The 23228-nt window shown below is 73.7% G+C and carries 9 protein-coding genes; 2 read left to right on the top strand and 7 right to left on the bottom strand.

The genetic code is table 11. The annotated features are described in order from the left end of the window. From AB0D44_RS30820 to AB0D44_RS30795, 6 genes are all read right to left on the bottom strand, one after another. On the bottom strand, window positions 1-1131 hold the full coding sequence (locus AB0D44_RS30820; RefSeq protein ID WP_362597038.1) for an LLM class flavin-dependent oxidoreductase: 1131 nt from the start codon (window positions 1129-1131) through the stop codon (window positions 1-3). Continuing rightward, the gene (locus AB0D44_RS30815) at window positions 1128-9203 is read right to left on the bottom strand and encodes an amino acid adenylation domain-containing protein (protein WP_362597035.1); all 8076 of its coding nucleotides are present in this window, start codon (window positions 9201-9203) and stop codon (window positions 1128-1130) included. Before AB0D44_RS30815 ends, AB0D44_RS30820 begins: the two co-directional genes overlap by 4 nt. After that, window positions 9200-12586, bottom strand: a complete 3387-nt coding sequence (locus AB0D44_RS30810) for a beta-ketoacyl synthase N-terminal-like domain-containing protein (protein ID WP_362597032.1) — start codon at window positions 12584-12586, stop codon at window positions 9200-9202. The genes AB0D44_RS30815 and AB0D44_RS30810 overlap by 4 nt, the downstream gene beginning before the upstream one ends. Beyond that, entirely contained in the window at window positions 12586-18078 is a 5493-nt protein-coding gene (locus AB0D44_RS30805) for an acyltransferase domain-containing protein (RefSeq protein WP_362597029.1), read from the bottom strand. The genes AB0D44_RS30810 and AB0D44_RS30805 overlap by 1 nt, the downstream gene beginning before the upstream one ends. Window positions 18079-18379: 301 nt before the next feature. Beyond that, the gene (locus AB0D44_RS30800) at window positions 18380-20020 is read right to left on the bottom strand and encodes an MFS transporter (protein ID WP_362597026.1); all 1641 of its coding nucleotides are present in this window, start codon (window positions 20018-20020) and stop codon (window positions 18380-18382) included. A 102-nt stretch (window positions 20021-20122) separates the two neighbouring features. After that, window positions 20123-20497 (bottom strand): cupin domain-containing protein, encoded by a 375-nt coding sequence (locus tag AB0D44_RS30795; protein ID WP_362597023.1) that lies wholly within the window; start codon window positions 20495-20497, stop codon window positions 20123-20125. Between the two features lie 288 nt (window positions 20498-20785). Here AB0D44_RS30795 and AB0D44_RS30790 point away from each other — a divergent pair, with 288 nt between their 5' ends. Beyond that, window positions 20786-21208, top strand: coding sequence for a MarR family transcriptional regulator (locus AB0D44_RS30790; protein ID WP_362597052.1), 423 nt, complete (start codon window positions 20786-20788; stop codon window positions 21206-21208). 371 nt (window positions 21209-21579) lie between these two features. On the opposite strand, the gene AB0D44_RS30785 is transcribed toward AB0D44_RS30790, so the two are convergent. Then, window positions 21580-22170 carry a helix-turn-helix domain-containing protein gene (locus AB0D44_RS30785; protein WP_362597020.1) on the bottom strand — a complete coding sequence of 197 codons (591 nt, stop codon included), beginning with the start codon at window positions 22168-22170 and terminating at the stop codon, window positions 21580-21582. A 141-nt stretch (window positions 22171-22311) separates the two neighbouring features. Between AB0D44_RS30785 and AB0D44_RS30780 the strand changes: the two genes are divergently transcribed. Beyond that, the coding region (locus AB0D44_RS30780; protein WP_362597017.1) for an MFS transporter at window positions 22312-23228 on the top strand (917 nt) is incomplete at its 3' end.

Raw genomic sequence — 23228 nt, 5'->3', positions numbered from 1 at the left:
TCAGCGGGAGGCCGTGGCCTGGGCCGCGGCCTCCCGGGCCTGTGCGGCAAAGCCGTCCTTGTGTTCCGAGACCCACTTCTGCGACGCGCGGCGGCTGTCGAGGGCGCCGGTGAAGTGCGGTGCCACGTAGCGGGCGAGGAGCTCGTAGCTGCGCTTGGTCTGCTCGCGGGTGGCCCAGTCCTGGGTGTTGACCAGCAGGGTGCCGAAGCCGCCGCTCTCGCGCTGCATGCGCTCGATGCCTTCGATGGCGTCCTCGACGGAGCCGATGATCGCCGTGTGGGTCTCGACGGCCACCTCGGCCTCGCGGCCCTCGGGCAGCTTCGCGGAGGCGCCGACGGTGTCGCGCACGTACTCGCGGAACCAGTGGCTCATCCCGGCGCGGACCTGGTCGAGGGCCTCCTCGCGGGTCTCCGCGATGTGCACGCAGATCGCCACGCGCCACTTGGAGCGGTCCACGGTCTGGCCGTACTTGGCGGCCTCCTCCTCGCCGGCGGCCCACAGCTGGGCCAGCGGCGGCTCGGACATGCCCGGGCGGCCCGCGAAGGTCAGCGCCTCCAGGCCGTACTGGCCCGCCAGGCGCATGCCGCGCTCGGTGCCGGCGCTGGCGACGGCCATGTCGAACCGGGGCTTGGTGTACGGGCGCAGGTGCAGCATGGCGTCGCGCAGCTCGAACCAGTCGGTCTTCATGGTGACCGGCTCGTCGCCCTTGAACAGGCGCACCAGCGCCTCCAGCGACTCGGCCATCATGCGGCGCTGGTCACCGGCGGAGATGCCCATCATGTGGGCGTCGGCGGGCGAGACCCCGGCGCCCATGCCGAACATGGCCCGCCCGCCGCTCTGGTGGTCCAGCTGCACGATGCGGTTGGCGGCGGTCAGCGGGTGGTGGTAGGGCAGGCTCACCACGCCGGTGCCGAGCTTGATGCGGCGGGTGCGTTCGGCCGCGGCGGCGAGGAAGACCTCCGGGGAGCTGACCGTGGACCAGCCGCCCGAGTGGTGCTCGCCCACCCAGGCCTCGTCGAGGCCGAGCTCGTCGAGCCAGTGGATGAGGTCCAGGTCCCGCCAGAAGGCGGTGGTGGGGTCCTCGCCCAGGGAGTGGAACGGAGGAATGAAAGCACCGAACTTCAGCGTCATGACTGTATTCCTTCGAGGGGTCGGGCCGCCGAGCCGGCGAGCCAGAGGGAGAGCTGGTCGGCCAGCAGCCGCAGGCGCGGAGACTGCATGACCGTGTAGTGGTCGCCCGGCAGCGCGACGTAGTGGAAACCGGAGGGGAACAGCTGGGACCAGGCGGCGACCGCCTCGTCCGTGGAGCCGTCCTCGGCGCGCAGGAACGCGGTCGCTCCCGCGTACGGCTGCGGCGCGTAGGACAGCAGGGCCCGGAAGTTGCGGGCGAAACGGGTGTAGATCTCACCGAACACCTCGAGGCCGATGCCCGCGGGCAGGACGCCCTGCTCGGCGGCCTGGGCGTAGAGGATCCCGAAGGCCGTATCGGGGCAGTCCGCGGCGCGCAGCGGCTCGGGGTCGGGCTCCCAGGCGATCCCGGCCAGGCCGGCCAGGTCCCGGCCGAACCACGAGAGCAGCACGGCGTCGTCGATCCGCTCCCGCTCCGGCGCCGGGCCCGGGGGCTCGAGCAGGTCGATCACCGCGAGGTGTTCGACCTCGTGCCCCGCGGCGGTCAGCTGCTGGGCCATCTCCAGGGCGATGACCCCGCCCATGGACCAGCCTCCGAGCCGGTACGGGCCCTGCGGCACCGCGGCGGTGAGGGCGGCCACGTAGTGCGCGGCCAGTTCGGGCACGGTCTCCAGGACCTCGTCGTCCGGCACCTGCAGGGCGTAGAACGGCTGGTCCTCACCGAGCAGGCCGGCCAGTTCGCCGTAGCAGAGCACGTCGCCGCCGACCGGGTGGACGAAGAACAGCGGGGTCTGCGCGCCCCCGGTGCGGACGGGCACCAGGGCGGTGCGGCGCACCGATCCGCCGGCCTCCCGGATCGCCGCGGCGAGCAGGGCGATCGTCGGACGGGCGAACAGGGTCGACAGCGGCAGCGAACAGCCGAGCCGGGCCCTGATCTCGGCCATCAGCCGGACCGCGAGCAGCGAGTTGCCGCCCAGGGCGAAGAAGTCGGTGTGCACGCCGAAGCCGGTCCCGGGGAAGAACTCGGCCCAGATCGCGGCGAGTGCGCCCTCCGTCAGGTCCCGGGGGGCCTGCGCCGCGTCGCCGTCGGCGGCCTCGGCGCCGGGCACCGGCAGCGAGGAGCGGTCGACCTTGCCGTTGGCGGTCAGCGGCAGCTCGTCGAGGATCAGGATGTACTGCGGGACCATGTACGAGGGCAGGGCCGCGCCGATCGTCTTCGCGAGCAGCTCGGGCGTCACCTCGCAGGTGCGGTCCTCGTCGAGGACGACGTAGGCCACCAGGCGCTTGGCGCCCTGGCGTTCGCCGACCGCCGAGGCGACTGCGGCGCGCACCCCGTCGCAGGCCAGCAGCGCGGCCTCGATCTCGCCGAGCTCGATCCGGTATCCCTGGATCTTGACCTGGAAGTCCTCCCGGCCGAGGAACTCGATGTTCCCGTCCGGCAGGTAGCGGCCCAGGTCGCCGGTGCGGTACAGCCGCTCCCCGGTGGCCGGGTGGCGCAGGAACGCCGCCCGGGTCTTGGCCTCGTCGCCCAGGTAGCCGCGGGCCAGGCCCGCGCCGGAGATGTAGAGCTGGCCGGGCACCCACACGGGGCTGGGCTGCATGGCCTCGTTCAGTACGTGGAACTGCTGGTTCAGCAACGGCTTGCCGTAGGGGACGGAGGTCAGCGACGGGTCGGCCTCGCCGGTCACGTGGTGCGCGATCGACCAGATCGACGCCTCCGTCGCCCCGCCCAGGCTCCACACGGCCGCCTCGGGCACCAGCGCGGCGATGCGCTCGGGGAGCGTCAGCGGGATCCAGTCCCCGCTCATCATCACCGTGCGCAGCGGCAGGGTCCCGGTCAGCCCGGCGGCCAGCGCGTGCTCGGTGAACATCTCCATCAGCGTCGGCACGCTGTTCCACACGGTGACCCCGTGCGCGGTGACCAGCTCGGCCCAGCGGCCGGGCTCGCGGTGGGCGTCCGGGGCCGGCAGCACGATCGCGCCGCCGGCGGCGAGGATGCCGAACACGTCGTACACCGACAGGTCGAAGTTGAGCGCGGACAGGGCCAGGACCCGGTCCTCGTGGGTGATGCCGAACCGCTCGTTGATGTCGAGGCAGGTGTTCAGGGCGCCCGTGTGCTCGATCATCACGCCCTTGGGCGTACCGGTGGAGCCGGAGGTGAAGATGACGTACGCGAGGTCGTCCGGGCGGGCGGCCGAGGCGGGCAGGGCGCCGGCCGGCACGGCCAGGGCCGCGGGGCCGTCCACGCTCAGCCGTACGGTCCCCTGCGGCCACTGGATGTCGGCCTCGACGCGGCTCTGCGTCAGGACGAGGCGGATGCCCGACTTCTCGCACAGCAGCCGCAGCCGCTCGGCGGGCACCCCGGCGTCGATGGGCACGTAGGCGGCGCCCGCCTTCAGCACGCCGAGGGTGGCGGCGACCTGCTCCCAGCCCTTCTCCATCACGATGCCGACGAAGGTGCCGGGGCCTGCGCCCCGGTCCAGGAGCCAGCGGCCCAGCCGGTCGGTGTGCCCGTCCAGTTCGCCGTACGTGAGCTCGCGGCCGGGGGCGATCACCGCGACCCGCTCGGGGTGCGCGGCGGCCTGCGCGGCGAACGGCTCGTGCAGCAGGCCCGCGGGCAGCGGACCGGCGGTCGCGTTGACGGAGCGGCGCACGTCGAGCTCCGCGGCCGGGGCCAGGGCGGGCGCCGGGCGGCGCCAGGCGTCCTCCTCGACGCACAGGCCGCGCAGCACGTCGAGGTACGCCCCGAACATCGCGTCGATCATCCCGGCGGGGAAGAGTTCCTCGATGACGTCCCAGTTCACGATCAGCGCCCCGGCGTCCTCGACCACCTGGTGGTCGAGCCACACCTGCGGGGTGCGGATCGAGCTGGAGACCTCCTCGCCGCCCTCGCCGATGGAGGTGAGGTGCTGGGCCAGGCCCATCGAGGCCGCGGAGTCCTCCTTGGCCGCGAAGTTGACGGTGCTGGCGAAGACGACCGGCATGTTGGCGCGGGCGTTGCCGCCGCGGGCCCGGTTGAGCTCGCGCAGCACCGCGACACCGCTGACGTGGCTGTGCTCCAGGTCGTTCCACAGCTGGCGCTGGATGCGCCCGGCCCGCTCGCCGAAGGCGACCGAGGCGGTGGAGTCGATCTCCAGCAGGGTGGTGGCGCTGAAGTTGCCGAGCACGCTGCCGACCTGCTCGTGCAGCGGCAGCCGGTTGAAGAACAGCACGTTCAGCGTGAAGTGGGCGGACTTGCTCCAGGAGGCCAGGACCTGGGAGTACGCCGTGCACAGCGCGGCCGACGGGGTGACGCCGGCCGCCGAGGCGTACGCCTTGAACCGGGACCAGTCCTCGGCCTCGATCCGGCTGGAGCGGTGGGTGAACGCCGGCGCCTCCAGGGAGCCCGGGTCGGCGGCCAGCGGCAGCTCCGGGGCCGGCGGCAGGGTGTCGAGCCGCTCGCGCCAGTAGGCGAGCGACGTGGCGTGCAGCTCGGTCTCCTCGACCGCCTTGGCCGTCACCACGTAGTCCCGGTAGGTGAGCGGGACCTCGGGCAGCGTGCCGGCCTCGCCGCGGTAGGCGGCGGCCCACTCGCGGAACAGCATCGAGGTGCTCCACGCGTCGATGATCAGCGCGTCGAGTCCGATGTGCAGGCGGGTGCGGCCCTCGGTGACGCGCGTGGCGCGGATGTCGAACAGCGGCCACACCGCCGTGTCGAAGACCTGCCGGGCGACCTCGTCGTGGAGTTCGGCCAGCCGCGCGGTGCGCTCGGCTTCGGCGCAGCCGCGCAGATCGGTCGTGCGGATCTCGTACGGGGCGACCTCGGGCAGCACCTTCTGGTAGCCGTCCTCGGTCATCACGGCGCGCAGCATGTCGTGCCGGTCGATCATCAGGCGCAGCGAGTCCTGCAGCCGCTCCACGTCCACCCCGTCGAGGTCGACCTCGATGAAGAAGTACGTGGAGACGTTGCCCAGTTCGAAGGCGCTGGAGCGGCCCACCAGGTAGGCCTGCTGGAGGTCGGTCAGCGGGAACGGCTCGTAGCGGGCCGCCTCGTCGCGGACCAGCTCCGGCAGCCGGCCGCCGCCCGTGGCGGCCGCCGGCGCGGCGTCCCGGGCGCCCGCGCCGGCCGGGGTTTCCTCGGGGGTGCCGAGCGTGGAGAGGATCTGGTCGCCGAGCGTGCTGACACTGCGGCCCTCCAGGAAGGCCACCAGCGGCAGCGAGACCCCGAGCGCGGCGGACAGCGCCTCCTTGACCTCCAGGGCCATCAGCGAGTCCAGGCCGAGGTTCTGCAGCGGCTCCTCGCGGTCGACCGCGTCCGGGGAGGTGCCCAGCGCGCGGGCGACCGTCGCCGTCAGCAGCTCCCGTACGCCCGCGGCGTCCAGCGACTGCGGTGCGCCGGCCGCGGCCGGCGGGGCCGCGGCGGGCAGCGCCCGGGCGGCCGGGGCGGCCGCGCCGTCGGTGCGCAGCAGCTGGTCCTTCTCGGCGCGGCGCAGGCACACCCCGGTGGCCTCGACCACCGTGCGGCCCTGGGCGTCGTACAGCGCGGCCTCGGCGAGCAGCATCCCCTGCGGGTCGGGCGACGGCAGCAGCCGCACCCGGCAGTACGTCTCGCCCTGCGCCCCGGAGAAGCCGTGGAAGGCGAACCGGTCGATGCCCACCAGCATGAAGGTGGCGTCCGCCGGGGTGCCGTCGGGGAGGCAGGCGAACAGGGACTGGAACAGCGCGTCGGTCTGGCCGGGGTGCAGCCGGTAGCCGTCGGCCTCGCCCGGGCGCGGGGCGCGCATCCTCGCGACGGCCTCGCCCTCGCCGCTCCACACGTGCTCGATCCACTGGGCGGTGGGGCCCAGGTACAGCTTGCGGCGCCACATCCGGCGGTAGAACTCCTCGCCGGTGGTCTCCTCGGCGAGCGGGGCGCGCAGCGCGTCCAGGTCGGTCACGGCCGGTGCGCCCGCGGGGAGTTCGGTCAGCTTGCCCTGGGAGTGCAGCAGCCAGCCGACGCCGTCGCGCCGGGCGGAGTAGAAGCGGTACGCGGTGCGGCCGCCGGGAGCCGGGTCCAGGACGAGCTGCACCCGGGCCCGCTGGTCCTCGTCGAGGATCATGCTCTGCAGGACCAGGCACTCCTCGATCAGCGCGCCCGCGCCGCCGCCGTCGGCCCGCGCGGCCTGCAGGGCCGACTCCAGGTAGACGCCGATGTTGACGACGGGCAGCCCGTCCATCACACAGTCGCCCAGACAGGGGTGGGCGGTGGTGTCGAGCACCGCGGCGTACTGGGTGGAGTCCAGCGGCGAGGGCACGCGCTCGCCCAGCAGGCGGGCGGAGGCGGCCCCGTCCGGGGCGGCCGCGGCGCGTGCCGGGCGGGCGCTGGGCGTGAACCAGTGACGGGTGCGCTGGAAGGGGTACGTCGGCAGCGCGGCGCGCCGCCGGCCCCGGCCCGCGTCGTACGCGGACCAGTCCACCGGCGCACCCAGCGCGTACAGGGCGCCCAGGCTGTCCAGCGCCACCCGGCCGTCGTCATGGCCCTTGCGCAGGGACGGCAGGAAGACCGGGGCCCGTCCGCCGTCGTCCGCGGGCAGGAACCGCTTGGCCATGCCGGACAGCGCGGGCTGCGGGCCGGTCTCCACGAACACGTGGAAGCCCAGCCCGTGCAGGGCGCTCATGCCCCGTAGGAAGTCCACGGGGCGGCGGATGTGCTCGCGCAGATAGCCCGCCGAGAAGGCCTGCGGGCCGGTCAGCGGCTCCCCGGTGACGTTGGAGACGACCGGGATGCGCGGGGCCGCGTAGGTCAGGGCGGCCGCCGCGGCCTCGAACTCGTCCAGCACCGGGTCCATCAGCGGCGAGTGGAAGCCGCGGGTGACCGTGAGCCGCTTGGACTTGACGCCCGCCCCGGCCAGATCGGCCAGCAGCACGTCCAGCGCCTTGGCGCCGCCGGAGACGACCAGCGACTCGGGGCCGTTGACGGCCGCCACCGACAGCTCGCCCTCGTACGGCGCCAGCGCCTTCGCGAGCTGCTCCTCGGTGGTGAAGACCGCCGCCATGGCGCCCTCCACCGACAGTTCCTGCATCATGCTGCCGCGGCGCACGGCGAGGGTCAGCGCGTCCTCCAGGGACAGCACGCCCGCCACGCAGGCCGCGACGATCTCGCCGATGCTGTGGCCGAGCACGGCGCCCGGCGTGATGCCCCACGAGCGCCACAGCTCCGCGAGCGCGTACTCGACGGCGAACAGGGCCGGCTGGGTCCAGCGGGTCTCGTCCACCAGCGCGGCGTCGGCGGGCGCCGGGTGCAGCACGGAGAGCAGCGAGCGGTCCGTCAGCTCCGAGACGATGGCGTCGCAGCGGTCGATCGCGTCCCGGAAGACCGGCTCGCTCGCGTACAGGCCCGCGCCCATGCCCGGGTACTGCGCACCCTGGCCGGTGAACAGGAAGGCCACCTTCGGCTGCGCACCGCCGGGCACGTGGCCCGTGCGGACGCCCGCCGGCAGGATCGCGCCGGGCGCGTACGCGGCCAGCTTCTCCCGCATCTCCCCGGCGGATCCGGCGACCGCGGTCAGCCGGTGGGCCAGCGGGGCGCGGCCGGTGGCGGCCGTGTGGCAGACGTCGGCGAGCGGGGCCGCGTCCGGCCCGTCCAGGTACGCGGCGTGCCGCGCGGCCAGGTCGGCGAGGGCGGCCGGGCTCTTGGCGGACAGGGCCAGCAGCTGCGCGGAGCGCTCGCCCCCGGCGGCCGGGGCGGCGGCGGCCGGGGCGGCCGGCGCCTCCTCGACGACGAGGTGGGCGTTGGTGCCGCTCGCGCCGAAGGAGCTGATGCCCGCCAGGCGGGGCTTGTCACCGCGCGGCCAGGCCACGGCGGTGCGCGGGAAGGTCACCGAGAGGTCCTCGATGCCGATCTCCGGGTTCACCTCCTGCAGGTTCAGCTGCGCCGGGATCTCCTCGTGCTGCAGCGCGAGCACGACCTTGATCAGCCCGGCGATGCCGGCGGCGGGCTCCAGGTGCCCGATGCTGCTCTTGACCGAGCCGACGACCAGCTCCTCGCCCGGTGCGCGGCCGCCCAGTACGGCGTCCAGGGCGCGCAGCTCCAGCGGGTCGCCCAGCGGGGTTCCGGTGCCGTGCGCCTCCACGTAGCCGATCTGCGCGGGCTCCACGCGCGCCGAGGCCAGCGCCGCACGGATGACGTCCTGCTGGGCGGCGGCGTTCGGGACGGTGATGCCGCTGCTGCGGCCGTCCTGGTTGACGGCGGAGCCGCGGATGACGCCGAGGACGCGGTCACCGGCCGCCTGCGCGTCGGAGAGCCGCTTGAGGACGACGACGCCGCAGCCCTCGCTGCGCACGTAGCCGTCGGCGCGGGAGTCGAAGGTCTTGCAGTGGCCGTCGGGCGCCAGCATGTTCGCCTTGTCGGCGATGGTGAACCACTCCGGCGACAGCAGGACGTTGACCCCGCCCGCCAGCGCCATGCCGGTCTCGCCGGCGCGCAGGCTCTGGCACGCCAGGTGCATGCCGACCAGCGAGGACGAACAGGCGGTGTCGACGGACAGGCTCGGGCCCTGCAGGCCCAGCCAGTACGAGAACCGGCCGGCCGCGAAGGTGGAGGCGTTGCTGGTGAGGCTGTACGCCTCCAGCTCGGCCGGGTCGATCTGCTGCATCTGGCTCTGCACGTAGTCGTACGTGGTGACGCCGAAGTACACCCCGGTGTCCGAGCCGCTCAGGCCGGCCGGCGAGATGCCCGCGTGCTCCAGCGCCTCCCAGCCCACCTCCAGCAGCAGGCGCTGCTGCGGGTCCAAGGTGGCGGCCTCGCGCGGCGAGATCCCGAAGAACGGGGCGTCGAACCCGTCGACCCGGTCGAGGAAGCCGCCCAGGCGGCTGCCGTGCCGGGCGGTGTCCCAGCGGTCCTCGGGCACCTCGCGGATGCCGTCGCGGCCCGAGCTCAGGAACTCCCAGAACTCCTCGGGCGTCTCGGCGCCGCCGGGCATCCGGCAGGCCAGGCCGACGATGGCGATCGGTTCGGTGCGGGCGCGTTCGGCGGCGTCGAGCTCGGTGCGCAGGCGGCGGATCTCCCGCACGCTCCGGGCGAGTACGTTCTGCCGCTCGTGGTCGGTGTCGGTCATCGGGCTCCTCCGGCTGCGGGCGTCGGGGAACCGGACTCCGCGGCCAGCACGGCGAGGAGTTCGGCTTCGGAAAGGTCGTCGAGGGATGTGCCGTCCGCGGACCCGGACGGGTCGCAAGGCGCCTGCGGTGAGGGGATGACGGCGGGTGCGGCGGGGGCCGGGGCGGCGGGGGCCGCCGGGGTCCGCGGGCCGGCCTCTGCCGCCGCCCGCTCCGCCAGCGTCAGCAGGTGCGCGGACAGCGCCTCCACCGACGGGTGTTCGAACATCACGGTCGCCGGGAGGCGGCGCCCGATCAGGGCCTCCAGCCGCAGTCGCGCATCGCGGGCGAGCGTGGAGTCCATGCCCATCTGGAAGAAGCCGGCCGTCCGGTCGACCCGGTCGGAGCTCAGTTCCAGGGTCCCGGCCACCGCCGCGGCGACCTGGTCGCGGACCAGTTCGGCGCGGGCCTCTCCGGGCTCGGCCGCGGCCACCGCCGCCACCAGGGCGGGCTGCTGCCCGCGCCCCTCCGCGGCATCGGGCCCGGGCTCCGCGGCGGCGCGGGCGCCCTGTGGCACCGGGCCGGCCGCGCCCGAGGGGCGGAACCAGAAGCTCTCGTGCTGCCAGGTGTAGGCGGGCAGCGGTACGGGGCGGGCGGGCGCCGCCGGGAGCAGGTCGGCCAGCCGGGTGGGCAGACCGTGCGCGTGCAGGGCGCCCAGGACCTCCAGCAGGCCGTGCGGCTCCGGCTCGTCGCGCCGCATGGACGGCAGGGCCAGCCCCTCGCGGCCGGAGTGCTCGAAGGCCTGCTCGACGGCGGACAGCAGCGTCGGGTGCGGGCTCATCTCGACGAACACCCCGTGGTCGCTGTCGATGAGCGCGCCCACGGCGTCCCAGAAGAGCACCGGCTCGCGCAGGTTGCCCGCCCAGTACGCGGCGTCGAAACCGGAGCCGTCGCACCACTCGCCGGTGACGGTCGACAGGACCGGCACCGTGCCCGCGCGGGGCTCGATGCCCTCCAGCTCGGCCAGCAGGTCCTCGCGCAGCGCGTCGACCTGCGGGCTGTGCGAGGCCACGTCCACCTTGACGTGGCGGCAGAAGACGTTGCGGGCCCCCAGCAACTGCGCGAGCCCGGCCAGCACGTCCGGGTCTCCGGAGAGCACCGTGGAGGTGGGGCTGTTGCTGACCGCGACCGAGACCCGGTCGCTGTGGTCCGCGACGAGCTCGGTGGCCTGGTCGAAGGGCAGGCCCACCACCAGCATCGCGCCCTGACCGCTGATGCGGCGCAGCAGGAAGCTGCGGCGGCAGATGATCCGGGCCGCGTCGTCCAGGCTCAGCACGCCGGCCACGTACGCGGCGGCGACCTCGCCCATGCTGTGGCCGACCACCGCGTCGGGTGTGACGCCGAAGGCCCGGGCCCGGGCGGAGAGTCCGACCGCGAGGGCGAACAGGGCCGGCTGGATGACGTCGATCCGCTCCAGCGGCGCCCCGTCCTCCAGCCCCATGATCGTGTCGATGACGGAGAACCCGCCGTCGGTCCAGCGCTTGAAGGCCTCGTCGCACTCGGTCACGGCGGCCCTGAACACCGGGCAGACGCGCATCAGTTCACGGCCCATCCCGGCCCGCTGGGCGCCCTGGCCGGGGAAGACGAAGACGACCTTGTCGCTGATGTCGCGGCCGGTGCGGCCGGTGACCACGGCGGCCGGGGATTTGTCCGCCAGCCACATGTCCAGCCGCTCGGCGGCCTCGGCGTGCGAGCTCGCCGCGACCGCGAGCCGGTGCGGGTGCCGGGTGCGCCGGGTGGAGGCGGCGTGCACCAGCGCCGAGAACGGCTCCCGGCGCGTGTCCTCGGCCTGGAGGTGGTCGCGCCAGGCGCGGGCCATCGGGACCAGCGCCTCGGCGGTGCCCGCGTAGACCGGCAGCAGCCAGGGGCCGTCCGCGGCCTGCGGCACTCCGGAGGCCGGAGCCTGCGCGGCGGCCCCGGCCTGCGCGGCGGCCTCCTGCTGCGGGGCCGGGCCCAGCACGACATGGGCGTTGGTGCCGCCCGCGCCGAAGGAGCTGACGGCGCCGTGCCGCCGCTCGGCGGGCACGTCCCAGCTCGCCGCCTCGGTCGGGATGCGCAGCCGTCCGCCGGCGAGCGAGATGTGCGGGTTGACCTCCTCCAGGTGGAGGTGGGGCGCGATGGCCCGGTGGTGGATGCTCAGCGCCACCTTGATCAGGCCGGCCAGTCCGGCGCCCGCCTCCAGGTGGCCGATGTTGGTCTTCACCGAGCCGAGCGCGCAGCTCCCGCCGCCCGCGTCCGCGGCCCCGTACACCTCCTGCAGCGCCTCGACCTCGATCGGGTCGCCGAGGCTGGTGCCGGTGCCGTGCGCCTCCAGCAGGGTGACCTGAGAGGGCTCCAGCCGGGCCGAGCGCAGCGCCGCCTTGATGACGTCGCGCTGGGACAGGCCGCTGGGCGCGGTCAGGCCGTTGGTCAGGCCGTCCTGGTTGACGGCGGAGCCGCGGATGACGGCCCAGATCCGGTCGCCGTCCCGGGTGGCGTCCGAGAGCCGCTTGAGGACGAGCACGCCGACGCCCTCGCCCCGGGTGTAGCCGTCGGCCCGGGCGTCGAAGGTCTTGCAGCGGCCGTCGGGGGCCAGCGGCAGGCCCTTGGAGTGGGCGATCGTCATCGTCGGCGACAGGATCAGGTTCATCCCGGCCGCGACCGCGGTGGAGCACTCCTGGGTGCGCAGGGACTGGCAGGCCAGGTGCACGGCCACCAGCGAGGACGAGCAGGCCGTGTCGACCGTCATGCTCGGGCCGCGCAGGTCGAGCTGGTACGAGAGCCGGTTGGAGATGATGCAGTTGGTACCGCCGACGACGGTGTACGTGTCGAGCCCCGCCGGGTCCTCCAGCTGCATCTGGAGGTAGTCGCTGGCGTTGGCGCCGACGAACACGCCCGTCGCGCTGCCCTGGAGCTTCTCCCGGGGCAGGCCCGCGTCCTCCAGGGCCTCCCACGCCACCTCCAGGAAGTGCCGCTGCTGGGGGTCCATGCGCGCGGCCTCGCGCGGGGAGATGCCGAAGAAGTACGGGTCGAAGCGGTCCACCCCGTCGATGAACCCGCCGAAGCGCATGGTGGTGCGGCCCGGGGCGTTCGGGTCGGGGTCGTAGAAGGCGTCGGCGTCCCAGCGCTCGCCCGGCACCCGGGTGATCGCGTCCGTGCCGGAACTGATCATCTGCCAGAAGTCGGCGGGCGAGCCGACCCCGCCCGGCAGTCGGCAGCCCATGCCGACGATGGCGATGGGCTCGTGGCGCTTCTGCTCCAGCGCGTCCAGCCGGCCCCGCAGCGTGCGGACGGCGGACAGCGCCTTGACGAGGGCGTCCCCGGAGCGGTCTTCGGCCGGGGCGGCCCCGGCGGTGCTGCTGCTCACTAGAAGGTCTCCATCCGCTCGCTCAGTTCCGCGAGTTCACGTTCGAGGAGGGCCTCGAGGCTCTCCGGGTCTGCTGCGCCGTCCGCCGCCGCGGGCAGGTCCGGGGCCCCGGCGTCGGGGCTCTGCCCGGGCGCCTCGTCGCCGTCGAGGGCGATGCCCGCCTTGCCGGCCAGGAACGGCGCGATGTCGCGTACCGTCGGGTAGTTCCAGATGAGCGTGGCCGACAGCTCCACGCCGAAGGCCGCCTCCAGGCGGTTGCGCAGCTCCAGCGACATCAGCGAGTCGATGCCGAGCGAGCGCAGCGGGGTGTCCGGGTCGATGCGGCGGGCGGGGAGCTTGACCACCTGCGCGGTGATCTCCCGGACGGCGGTCTCGAACGCGGCCCGCCGCTGCGCCACGGGCAGTTCGGCCAGGGCGGCGGCGCTCGCCCCGTCCGCCGGTCCGCTCTGCGCGTCGTCCTGGTCCGCGGCCAGGACGGGTACGGAATCCAGCCGGACGACCCGCAGGTCCTGCGCCTCGGCCAGCAGGGCGCCCTCGGCGGACAGGACCCGTACGCGGGCCCGCCAGTGCCGGTCGTCGCCGGCCGGCTCGCACTGCGCGTGCGCCCACAGCTCGCCCGAGAGGGCTCCGTACACCGTCAGCCGGCCGATGGACTCGCTGACGAAGCACTGGGTGACGCCCTCGCCCCACGCGGCGCCCAGCAGCGGGGCCACGGCGCACTGCAGGGCGGAGTCGAGCAGCGAGGGGTGCACCCGGTAGCCGGGGTCGGCGGGCAGGGCGGCCGGGTCCGGGGCGATCCGGGCCAGGGCCGCGCCCTCGCCGCGCGAGAGACCGGTGATCCCCTGGAAGGCGGGCCCGTAGCCCAGGCCGCAGGCGGCGAGCGCCCGGTAGTAGGCCGGTCCCTCCAGGCTCTCGGTCAGCGGCCCGGCCAGCGCGGCCGGATCGCAGGGCTCGCCCGGCTCCTGCGCGGCGCCGAACAGCACCCGCGTCTCGGCCACGCACAGCGGCCCGTCGTCCTCGCGGACGAAGAAGCGGATCTGCGCCCGCTCGGCGTCCGAGCCCTCCAGTACGGCCTGCACCCGGCGCACGCCCTGTGCGGGCAGGATCAGCGGCTCCCGGAAGGCGAAGTCCTCCAGTACGGGCGGTTCGCCGGGCCGGACCTGGGCGCACATCGCGAGGGCCATCTCGGCGAATCCGGCACCCGGCAGGACCGCGGCCCCGCCGATCCGGTGGTCCGATGCGGTGGCGGCCGTCGCGTCGAAGTCCATCTGCCAGTAGTGCGTTCCCGGGGTGACGGGGGAGTCGAGGCGCTCGCCGAGCAGGCCGCGGCGCAGCGCCCGGCCGCCCGTGGCGCCGGCGCCCGGGCCGGAGGCGTCGATCCAGAACCGCTCCCGCTGCCACGGGTAGTGGGGCAGCTTCGCCCCGGCGGGGGCCGGGGTCAGCGCGCGGTCCACGCGGGCCGGTGCGCCCAGGACGTGCAGCCGGCCCAGCGAGCCGAGCAGGGTGTCGCGCTCCTCTTCGCGGCGGCGCAGCGAGGGCAGCGCGGCCACGGCCGCAGCGCTCTCGGCGGCGACCTGCTCCACGGCGGGCAGCAGGATGGGGTGCGGGCTCATCTCGATGAACACGCTCACGCCGTCCTCGACGAGGCGGGCGACCTGGTCGGCGAAGAGCACCGGCTCGCGCAGGTTGTCGGCCCAGTAGCGGATGTCCATCTCGGTGCCGGAGGCCACCGAGCCGGTCACCGTCGAGTAGACGGGGACGGTTCCGGCCCGCGGGGCGATCCCGTCCAGCGCGGACAGCAGGTCCTCGCGCAGCGGGTCCATCTGGGGGCTGTGCGAGGCCACGTCCACCTTGACCCAGCGGCAGAAGACCTGGTCGGCCTCCAGCCGGGCGGCGATCGCGGCGAGCGCGTCGCGGTCCCCGGACAGCACGGTGGAGCGCGGGCTGTTGTTCACGCCGACCGACACCAGGTGTTCCTGGCCGGCGAGCAGCTCGCGGGCCTGGGCCATCGTGAGCTCGCACGCGAGCATGGCGCCCTGGCCGGCCGCGCGGCGCAGCAGCAGGCTGCGGCGGCAGATGATGCGGGTCGCGTCCTCGATGCCCAGCGCGTCGCTGACGTGCGCGGCGGCGACCTCGCCCATGCTGTGCCCGATGACCGCGTCGGGCTCGATGCCCCAGGAGCGCCACAGCGCGGCGAGCGCGACCTCGACGGCGAACAGCACGGGCTGGACGACGTCGATGCGGGTCAGCTGCGAGGTCTCCTCGCCGGCGCACAGCTCGGCCTCGATCGACCAGTCGATCCAGGCCCGGGCGGCGGCGTCGGTGGTACGGATGGACGCGGCGAACGCCGGCTGCGTGCGCAGCAGTTCGCGGCCCATGCCGATCCACTGGGAGCCCTGGCCGGGGAAGACGAACGCAATCCTGGGCCGGGACTCGGCGGGCCCCGTGCCCTCGTACAGCTGCGGGGGCCGCTCGCCGTCCGCGTGGGCGGCCAGCGCCTCCGCGAGCTCGGCGGTGTCCCGGGCGACGAGCGAGAGGCGGTAGGGGTGGTGGGCCCGCTCCAGGGCCGCGCGGGCCAGGGCGGCGAGCCGGGCCGCGCCGTGCGCGGCGTCCGCGGTGCTGTCCGCCTTGTAGTCCGCCTTGTTGTCCGCAGGGCCGTCCGCAGGGCCGTCCGCAGGGCCGTCGGCCGCGTCGCGCGCGGCGTCGTCCGCGAGGGCGGCGGCCACGGAGCGGGAAAGGTCCCGCAGGGCCTGCGGGGTGCGGGCGGAGAGGGTGAACAGCTCGGCTGCGGGCGGGTGTTCGCCCGGCAGCCGCACCTCGAAGCCGAGTCCGGCGAGGGCGGCGAGCGTGTCCACCAGCCCCGCGCGGTCGTCCTCGCCCTCGCGGCGCATGGTGGCCAGTACGGCCGCGGTGCCGTCGCCGTACTCCTCGGCGGACTGGCGCAGCGCCGGGGCCAGCACCGGGTTGGCGCTGATCTCCACCAGGACGCCGGTTCCGTGGGTCAGCAGGTGGGCGGTGGCGGGCGCCAGCAGCACGGGCCGGCGCAGGTTGCGGACGAAGTACGAGGCGTCGGCCTCCCGCCAGTCGAGCGGTTCGCCCGTCACGGAGGAGATCATCGGGATGCGGCCGGGCCGCGGGGTGAGCGTGCCGATGGCCGCCTCGAGATCGGCGGTGATCGGGTCGATGCCGGGGCTGTGGGCGGGAAGGTCCACGCGGATCATGCCGCAGAGCACGCCCTCGGCCTTCAGGTCGGCGACCAGGGCCTCCAGCGCGGCGCGCGGGCCCGCGAGGCCGGTGGTGCGCGGGCCGTTCTGGGTGGCGACCGAGATGTCCCGGCCGCCGATCCGGTCGTCGAGGCGCTGCTGGACGTCGGTGGCGGAGAGCTCGACGACGGCCATTCCGCTGCCCGAGCCGGCGACCCGGCGCTGCTGGTCGCTGTAGTGGTGGATGAGGCGCACCGCGTCGGGGAGGTCGAGGATGCCGGCGATGACGGCGGCGGCGACTTCTCCCAGGCTGTGGCCGACGACGGCGTCGGGGCGGACTCCGGCGGCCTCGAGCCAGGCGGCGATGCCGACCTGGATGGCGAAGAGCAGGGGTTGCATGACGCCCACGTCGCCGCTGCGGGCGGTCTCCTCGTCGGCGTGCAGCTCGTCGAGCAGGGACCACCCGGTGTACCGGGTGAGTTCGCGGTCGCACTCCTCGAGTACGGAGCGGAAGACCGGTTCGGTACGGAGCATGGTGCGGGCCATCCCGATCCACTGCTGTCCGTACGGGGAGCATACGAAGGCCACCTGCGGGCGCTGCGGGCGGTGGCCGGCGGAAACGGCTTCGGTGCCGGGGCCGGGTCTCTCGCGCAGGGTCAGCGGCGCCGGCGCGGTGACGGCCTCGAGCACGACGTGCACGTTGGTGCCGCCCCAGCCGAAGGCGCTCACCCCCGCCCGGGCCGGGCCCGGCCCGGTCAGGGGCCACGGCTCCTCGGCCGCGGAGACCCGCAGGCGGAGCTCGTCGAAGGGGATGTGCGGGTTGGGCGTCTCGAAGTGGATGCTGGGCGGGATGCGGCGGTGGCGCAGCGCCAGTGCCGTCTTGACGACGCCGGCGATGCCGGCGGCCGCCTCCAGGTGGCCGATGTTGCTCTTGACCGACCCGATGCGCAGCGGTGCGTCCACGTCGCGGCCGCGGCCGTAGACCGCGCCGAGCGCACTGGCCTCGACGGGGTCGCCGAGCGCGGTGCCCGTGCCGTGGGTCTCGACGTACTGGACCTCGGCGGGGGAGATGCCCGCCTGGCGGCAGGCGGCGCGCAGCACGGCCTCCTGTGCGAGGGGGTTGGGGGCGGTGAGGCCGTTGCTCAGGCCGTCGTTGTTGGTGGCCGTACCTCGGATCGTGCACCAGATGTCGTCGCCGTCGGCCAGCGCCTTGGACAGTGGTTTGAGGACGATGGCCGCGGCGCCCTCGCCGCGGCCGAAGCCGTCGCCGCGGGCGTCGAAGGCCTTGCACCGGCCGTCCGGGGAGAGGCCGCCGAACTTGCTGAGCGAGACCATCGTCTCCGGGCTCAGCAGCAGGTTCACCCCGCCCGCTATGGCGGTCTCGGACTCGCCGGACCAGATGCTCTGGCAGGCCAGGTGGACCGCGAGCAGGGACGAGGAGCAGGCCGAGTCCAGGACGACGCTGGGGCCGGTGAGCCCCAGCACGTAACTGAGCCGGTTGGCGACCATGTTCAGGGCCCGGCCGGTGGCCGAGTGCAGGGAGGCGCCGGCGGGGTCGGCCGCGCCGAGGTCGGCGTAGTCGTGCCAGATCGCTCCGGCGAAGACACCGGTCGCAGTGCCGGACAGCCGGCCGTCGGACAGGCCCGCGTCCTCCAGTGCCTCCCAGGCGACTTCGAGGAAGAGCCGCTGCTGCGGGTCCATCTCCTGCGCCTCGCGCGGGGATATGCCGAAGAAGAGGGGGTCGAAGGTGTCCACCGGGCCGCGCAGGAAACCGGCCTGGGAGGTCACCATCTTGCCGGCGGCGGACGGGTTGGCGTCCAGGTAGGCGGCGGCGTCCCAGCGGTCGGCCGGAACCTCGCTCACCGCGTCGGTGCCCGAGCGCAGCAGCTCCCAGAACTCCTCGAGGCCCTCGGCCTGCGGGAGGCGGCACGCCATGCCCGTGACGGCGATCGGCTCGTGCGCGCGGGACGCGGCCCGCAAGGCGGCCGGCAGCTCGGCGGGCGCGTCGGGCTCGCCCGCGACGACGCGGGCGGCGAGCGCCGCGATGCTGGGGTGCGACCACATGAGCGCCGGGGAGAGCCGGGTGCCGGTCCGCTCCGAGAGGTCGCCCATGAGGGCGACCGCGCGGATCGAGTCGATACCGGCGGTCGAGAACAGGTCGTCGTCGCGGATCTCGTCGGGGGCCCGCCCCGTCCGTACGGCGATCTCGCTGCGCAACCACTGCGATACGGCCTCGACGGTGTCCATACGGGACGCGTCGATGTGCCCGGAACCCTTGCCCATCTCCATGAGAACCCCCTCCGTTTGTACATAACGTGGAAACACTTGAGCGCTGATGGATCGGTCTTCGACGGCCCGCGCGGGGCGGGACGGCTTGTCCGTGCATGTCCGTGATGCGGTCAACACGCCTTGAAATTAAGGCAGTTGCGTTCCGTTTAGCGGCGCGAAAAGTGGGGGGAAGGGCTGCCGTCGCGGAGGTGGGGCGACGGCGCGGCCGTGTGGGGCGCGGTGGCGGTTTTGTGGGGTGACGACAGTGCCCGCCGGCCCCAAAGGGGCAGACGGGCACTGAAGGGCGGCGCGGCGCGCCGGGTCAGGGACGGAGGCTCGCCTCGTCCTTCGCCGGGGCGGGCGGGGCCGCGGGGGTACCCGGTGCCGTGGCACCCGGCGCCGTGGCGCCGGGGGCCGTGGCACCCGGGGCGGCCGCGCCCGGCGGGGGTCCGGGCGGGGCCGGCGGGGTCTTGGGGAGCCAGCGCAGGGCCACGAGGGCCGAGACGAGGGCGACACCGGCGACCACGAACAGCGTGGACTGCATGCCGCTGACGTAGGCGTCGGAGGCCTTGGCCAGCAGGGCCGGGGCCTGGTCGCCCAGCTTCGCGGCCTGGACGGCGCGCACGGTGCCGCCGATGGATCCGGCGGCCTCCTCGCGCAGGGCCTCCGGCAGGACGTTCACCGCGTCACCGATCGAGGAGCGGTAGCCCGAGCTGAGCAGGCTTCCGATGATCGCGACGCCGAGGGCGCCTGCCACCTGACGGGCGGTCTGCGAGACCGCCTGGCCCGCGCCCGCCTTGACCGGAGGCACGACGGACATCAGCGAGGCGGTGGCGGGAGCCATGATGGAGCCCCAGCCGACGCCGAGGACCAGCTGCGAGACGACCAGCAGCCAGGTCGGCGTACCGGCGTCGAAGAAGGCCGCGCCGACGGCGGACAGGGCGATGGCCGTGGAACCCGCGGCGACCACGGCGCGCGGGCCGAACTTCATGACGAGCTTGGGACAGCGGGCCGAGACGACCATGGAGGCGATGCCCATGGGCAGGACCAGCAGGCCGGCTTCCAGCGGCGAGAAGCCGAGGACGGCCTGGAAGTAGAACTGCGAGATGAAGATCGAGCTGATGAGCGCGAAGAAGCACAGGGCGATGGCGCCGGTGCCGGCCGAGAAGCGCGCGTTCTTCAGGAGGCTGACGTCGAGCGAGGGAGCGGCGATCCTCTTCTCGAAGAGGACCAGCGCGACGAGCAGGACCAGGCCGCCCGCGATGGCGCCGAGCGCGCCGGTGCTCGTCCAGCCGTCCTCGCCCGCGAGGACGATGCCGTAGACCAGCAGGCCGACGGAGACGATCGAGAGCAGGACGCCGAGCGGGTCGAACGCGGTGCGGACCGGGTTCTTCGACTCGGGGACCAGCGCGATCATCAGGGCGACGGCGATGGCGATGAGCGGGGCGTTGATCAGGAAGATCGAGCCCCACCAGAACGCCTCGAGCAGCACGCCGCCGAGGACCGGACCGACCGCCATGGCCACACCGGCGGCCGCGGCCCAGCCCGCGATGGCCTTGGGGCGCTCGGCCGGCGGGAAGACGTTCATCAGGATGGCGAGGGTGACCGTGGGAACCACGGCGGCGCCCACGCCCATGACGGCGCGCCAGATGATGAGTTGGACGATGTCGGTCGCGAAGGCGCCGAGCACCGAGCTGACACCGAACAGGACGAGACCGGTGATCAGGGTCTTCTTGCGGCCGAACCGGTCGGCGCACACGCCGCCGGTGAAGAGGAACGCCGCGAAGGTGATCAGGTACGAGTCCAGCGCCCACTGGAGCTCGCCGTTGGTCGCATCGAGGCTCTGCTGGATGGGGTTGAGCGCGACGTTGATGATGGTGAGGTCCATGACCACGACCAGCACCGTCGATGCGAGCAGAGCCAGGATCGCCCGGCGGCGCCCGCTGCTGACTTCGGGATTCATTGCCCGTCCTTCGTTGAGTTTTTCCTCTGATGGCCGCTGCCGCGGTCCGCGTCGCCGGATGGCGGACGCGGACCGCGGTTCAGCTCGCCGGGCCGCCCGGAACTACTCGGCCCAGGGAAGCGGCAGCTTGTTGTCCTCGTTGCCCGGCATGCTGGCCTTGCCGCCGACGGCCATGGCGACGAGCGCCTGGGTGTCGCCGACCGCGGTGAGCTGACGTACGGCGCCCGCCGGGATCGCCAGGGCCTCGCCGGCCTTGACCTGCCCGTCCTCGCCGTCGATGGTCACCTTGAACGCGCCGGACAGCGGCATCCAGACCTGCTCGCGGTCGATGATGTGGGTCGGGGTCGCGGAGTCCGCGCCGAGCTCCACGCGCCAGGTGCTGATCTCCGTGCTGCCCTGGCTGGGGGCGGCGAGGCCGAACATCGCACCCGAAGGGGTACGGGTAGTCCGCTGCTCGCTCTCGCTGACCACGTTCATTGCGACCTCCTGTGTAAAGAAGCTTTACTTCGCTTGCCTCGATGAGTAAAGCTGCTTTAGTCGCGGGTGTCAAACGGCAAAGGGAACCGCGCCGAGACTGTTCCCGCTGGTAACCGAGAACCGCTCGAGTCCCACTGGAGGACGGGAGGGGTCGTGGGAGTAAAGCGTCTTTCCAAGGTGTGGCAGCATGGCCGGATGGAGTCCACAGCAGAGACCGGAAGCACCGGAGCGGAAGCACGCCAGGTGGCAGACCCGCTGGCCAGGGCCGAGCTGACCTATCTGCTCGGCATGTCCTTCCAGCTCGTCCTGTCCGAATTCGTATCCCGCCTCGACGCGGCCGGGTACGACGACCTGAGGCCGGTCCATGGACTGGTGTTCCAGGCCCTCTACGGCGACGGCGCCACAAGCAGCGAGCTCGCGGAACAGCTCGGCGTCACCAAGCAGGCGGCCGGCCAGATCGTCGACGACCTCGCCGCCCGCGGCTACGTGGAGCGCCGCCCGCACCCGGCGGGCGGGCGGCGCAAACTCGTCGTCCTGACCGACCGGGCGCTGGAGCACCTGGCGGTGGCCGGGCGCGTCATGTTCGACATGGAGAGCGAACTGGACGCACGCCTCGGATCCCAGAACCGCCGCGTCCCGCGCGCCGAACTCGCGGCCCTCATCAGAGCCATGGCGAACGGAGACCTGCCGCCGCTGCGGCCGCTGTGGTGAGGGGCGGGCGGCCGGCGCGGGGCGGGCCGGTCGGCGCGGGGCGGCCGGCCCTGGGCACGGCCGTCGGCCCGTCGGGCGGGGGCCCGGGCGAGGCTGCGCCCCGGTGGGCCGGCCCGGCCTTCGTCCTGGGCGCGCCCGAGTCGCCCGAGTCGCCCGGGCCGCCTGTCGGTGGGGTGGTGCGGGGTGGGAGCGGCGGATCGTCGGGGCGGCGGTTGACTCGTCGGGTGGGCTTTCCGGTCCGGGGTCACCTCGCCCCGGCGTGCTCGATCCACCCGCGGGCCGGTCGGTCGGGGTGACGGGCGCGGGCGCCGGCTTGACCTGCACCGGCGCGATCCCAAAGAGACGGACTCGTGCTCTGACTGGGACACCCCCTAGCTGTGGTGGGCCTGGGTGAGGAGGGCCGTTGCGCTTTCCAGGGCCGCCAGGCGGGTTTCCTCCGGGTCGCCGTCCACGTGCTGGAGGTACATCATCCCCGCGTGCAGCGTGAACAGGGCGCTCACGCACCGGACTTGGTCCGTCAGCGCGCCGCCCTCCGTGCGCAGCAGCTCCACCAGCCGGAACGTGCGGCTCTTCATGGCCCCGCCGATGCTCAGGTCGCGCACCGTGGCCTGGTTCTCCTGCGTGAAGCGGAACAGCGAGGCCCCCGCGCCCATCGACTCGCTGTAGCGGCGCAGTACTTCCCGCTTCGTCTCCAGGGTGGGCGGCTGCGCCTCGGCCCAGGCGATGAGCTCGTCGATCGGCCGCGTCAGGTCCTCGAAGACGCTGACGATGATGTCTTCCTTGGTCTTGAAGTGGTAGTACAGCGCCGCCTTCGTGACCTCCAGCCGCTCCGCGATCTCGCGCAGCGAGGTCTTCTCGTAGCCCTGCTCGACGAAGAGTTCCAGCGCGACGTCCTGGATGCGCTGACGCGTGTCCCCGCGCCGTCTGTGTGAACTGCCCTGCGCGCTGCTGCCGCTGGCCATGGACCCTCCCACCTCCCCACCGCACGTCCTTACTTGACGACCGGCTAGTTACGGGTCTACCTTAAAGGTCGAACTAGCCGGGCGGCAAGTAAGTGAGCTCGGGAAGCAGTGCTCGCTCGGAGCAGGGTCAGGGGAGGCGACATGGTGGACACAGCGAAAAATGCCGGTACTTCGGAGGGCGGGAAGCCGCGCAGCGTGGGGGTCGTCCTGGTGGCGGTCATGATCGCGATGCTGCTGGCCTCGCTCGACACCATGATCACCAGTACCGCCATCCCCACGATCGTGGGTGAACTCGGCGGCCTGGAGCACCTCTCCTGGGTGGTCACCATCTATACGCTGGCCACGGTGGCCTCGACCCCCCTGTGGGGGAAGGCCGGCGACCTGTACGGCCGCAAGGGCGTCTTCCTCACCTCGGTGGTGCTCTTCCTGATCGGCTCCGCGCTGTGCGGCGCGGCCCAGGACATGGGCCAGCTGATCGCCTTCCGGGCGATCCAGGGCCTGGGCGGCGGCGGTCTGCTGGTCGGCGCCATGGCGATCATCGGCAGCCTGATCCCGCCCCGCGAAGTCGGCAAGTACCAGGGCCTGATGGCCGCGGTCTCGGCCCTGTCCATGATCGGCGGCCCGCTGATCGGCGGCGCCATCACCGACTACCTCGGCTGGCGCTGGGCCTTCTACATCAACCTGCCGCTCGGACTCCTGGCCCTCGTCATGGTGTCGGTCGTGCTCCACCTGCCCAAGACCGCACAGGCGGGCCCCCGCCCCAAGGTCGACTACCCCGGCGCGGCGCTGCTGACCGCGGCCATCACCTCCACCGTGCTGGTCACCACCTGGGGCGGTACCGAGTACGCCTGGGGGTCGGGTCAGATCATCGGGCTGATCGTCATCAGCGTCCTGTCGACCGCCGCGTTCCTGTACGCCGAGACCAGGGCCGCCGAGCCGATCCTGCCGCTGCACGTCTTCCGTAACCGCAACTTCAGCCTCATCGCCCTGATCGGCTTCCTCGTCGGTTTCGTCACCGTCGGCGGCGTCTTCTACCTCCCGCTGTTCCTGCAGACGGT

This window comes from Streptomyces sp. NPDC048349, assembly GCF_040651925.1.
GTDB lineage: Bacteria > Actinomycetota > Actinomycetes > Streptomycetales > Streptomycetaceae > Streptomyces.
This window is presented reverse-complemented; position numbering and strand designations above follow the sequence as displayed.

Excerpts from the sequence above, each read along its gene's own strand:
- AB0D44_RS30800 (WP_362597026.1), bottom strand. The coding sequence starts at position 20,020 with ATGAATCCCGAAGTCAGCAGCGGGCGCCGCCGGGCGATCCTGGCTCTG.
- AB0D44_RS30785 (WP_362597020.1), bottom strand. The coding sequence starts at position 22,170 with ATGGCCAGCGGCAGCAGCGCGCAGGGCAGTTCACACAGACGGCGCGGG.
- AB0D44_RS30790 (WP_362597052.1), top strand. The coding sequence starts at position 20,786 with ATGTCCTTCCAGCTCGTCCTGTCCGAATTCGTATCCCGCCTCGACGCG.
- AB0D44_RS30805 (WP_362597029.1), bottom strand. The coding sequence starts at position 18,078 with ATGGAGATGGGCAAGGGTTCCGGGCACATCGACGCGTCCCGTATGGAC.
- AB0D44_RS30820 (WP_362597038.1), bottom strand. The coding sequence starts at position 1,131 with ATGACGCTGAAGTTCGGTGCTTTCATTCCTCCGTTCCACTCCCTGGGC.
- AB0D44_RS30795 (WP_362597023.1), bottom strand. The coding sequence starts at position 20,497 with ATGAACGTGGTCAGCGAGAGCGAGCAGCGGACTACCCGTACCCCTTCG.
- AB0D44_RS30815 (WP_362597035.1), bottom strand. The coding sequence starts at position 9,203 with ATGACCGACACCGACCACGAGCGGCAGAACGTACTCGCCCGGAGCGTG.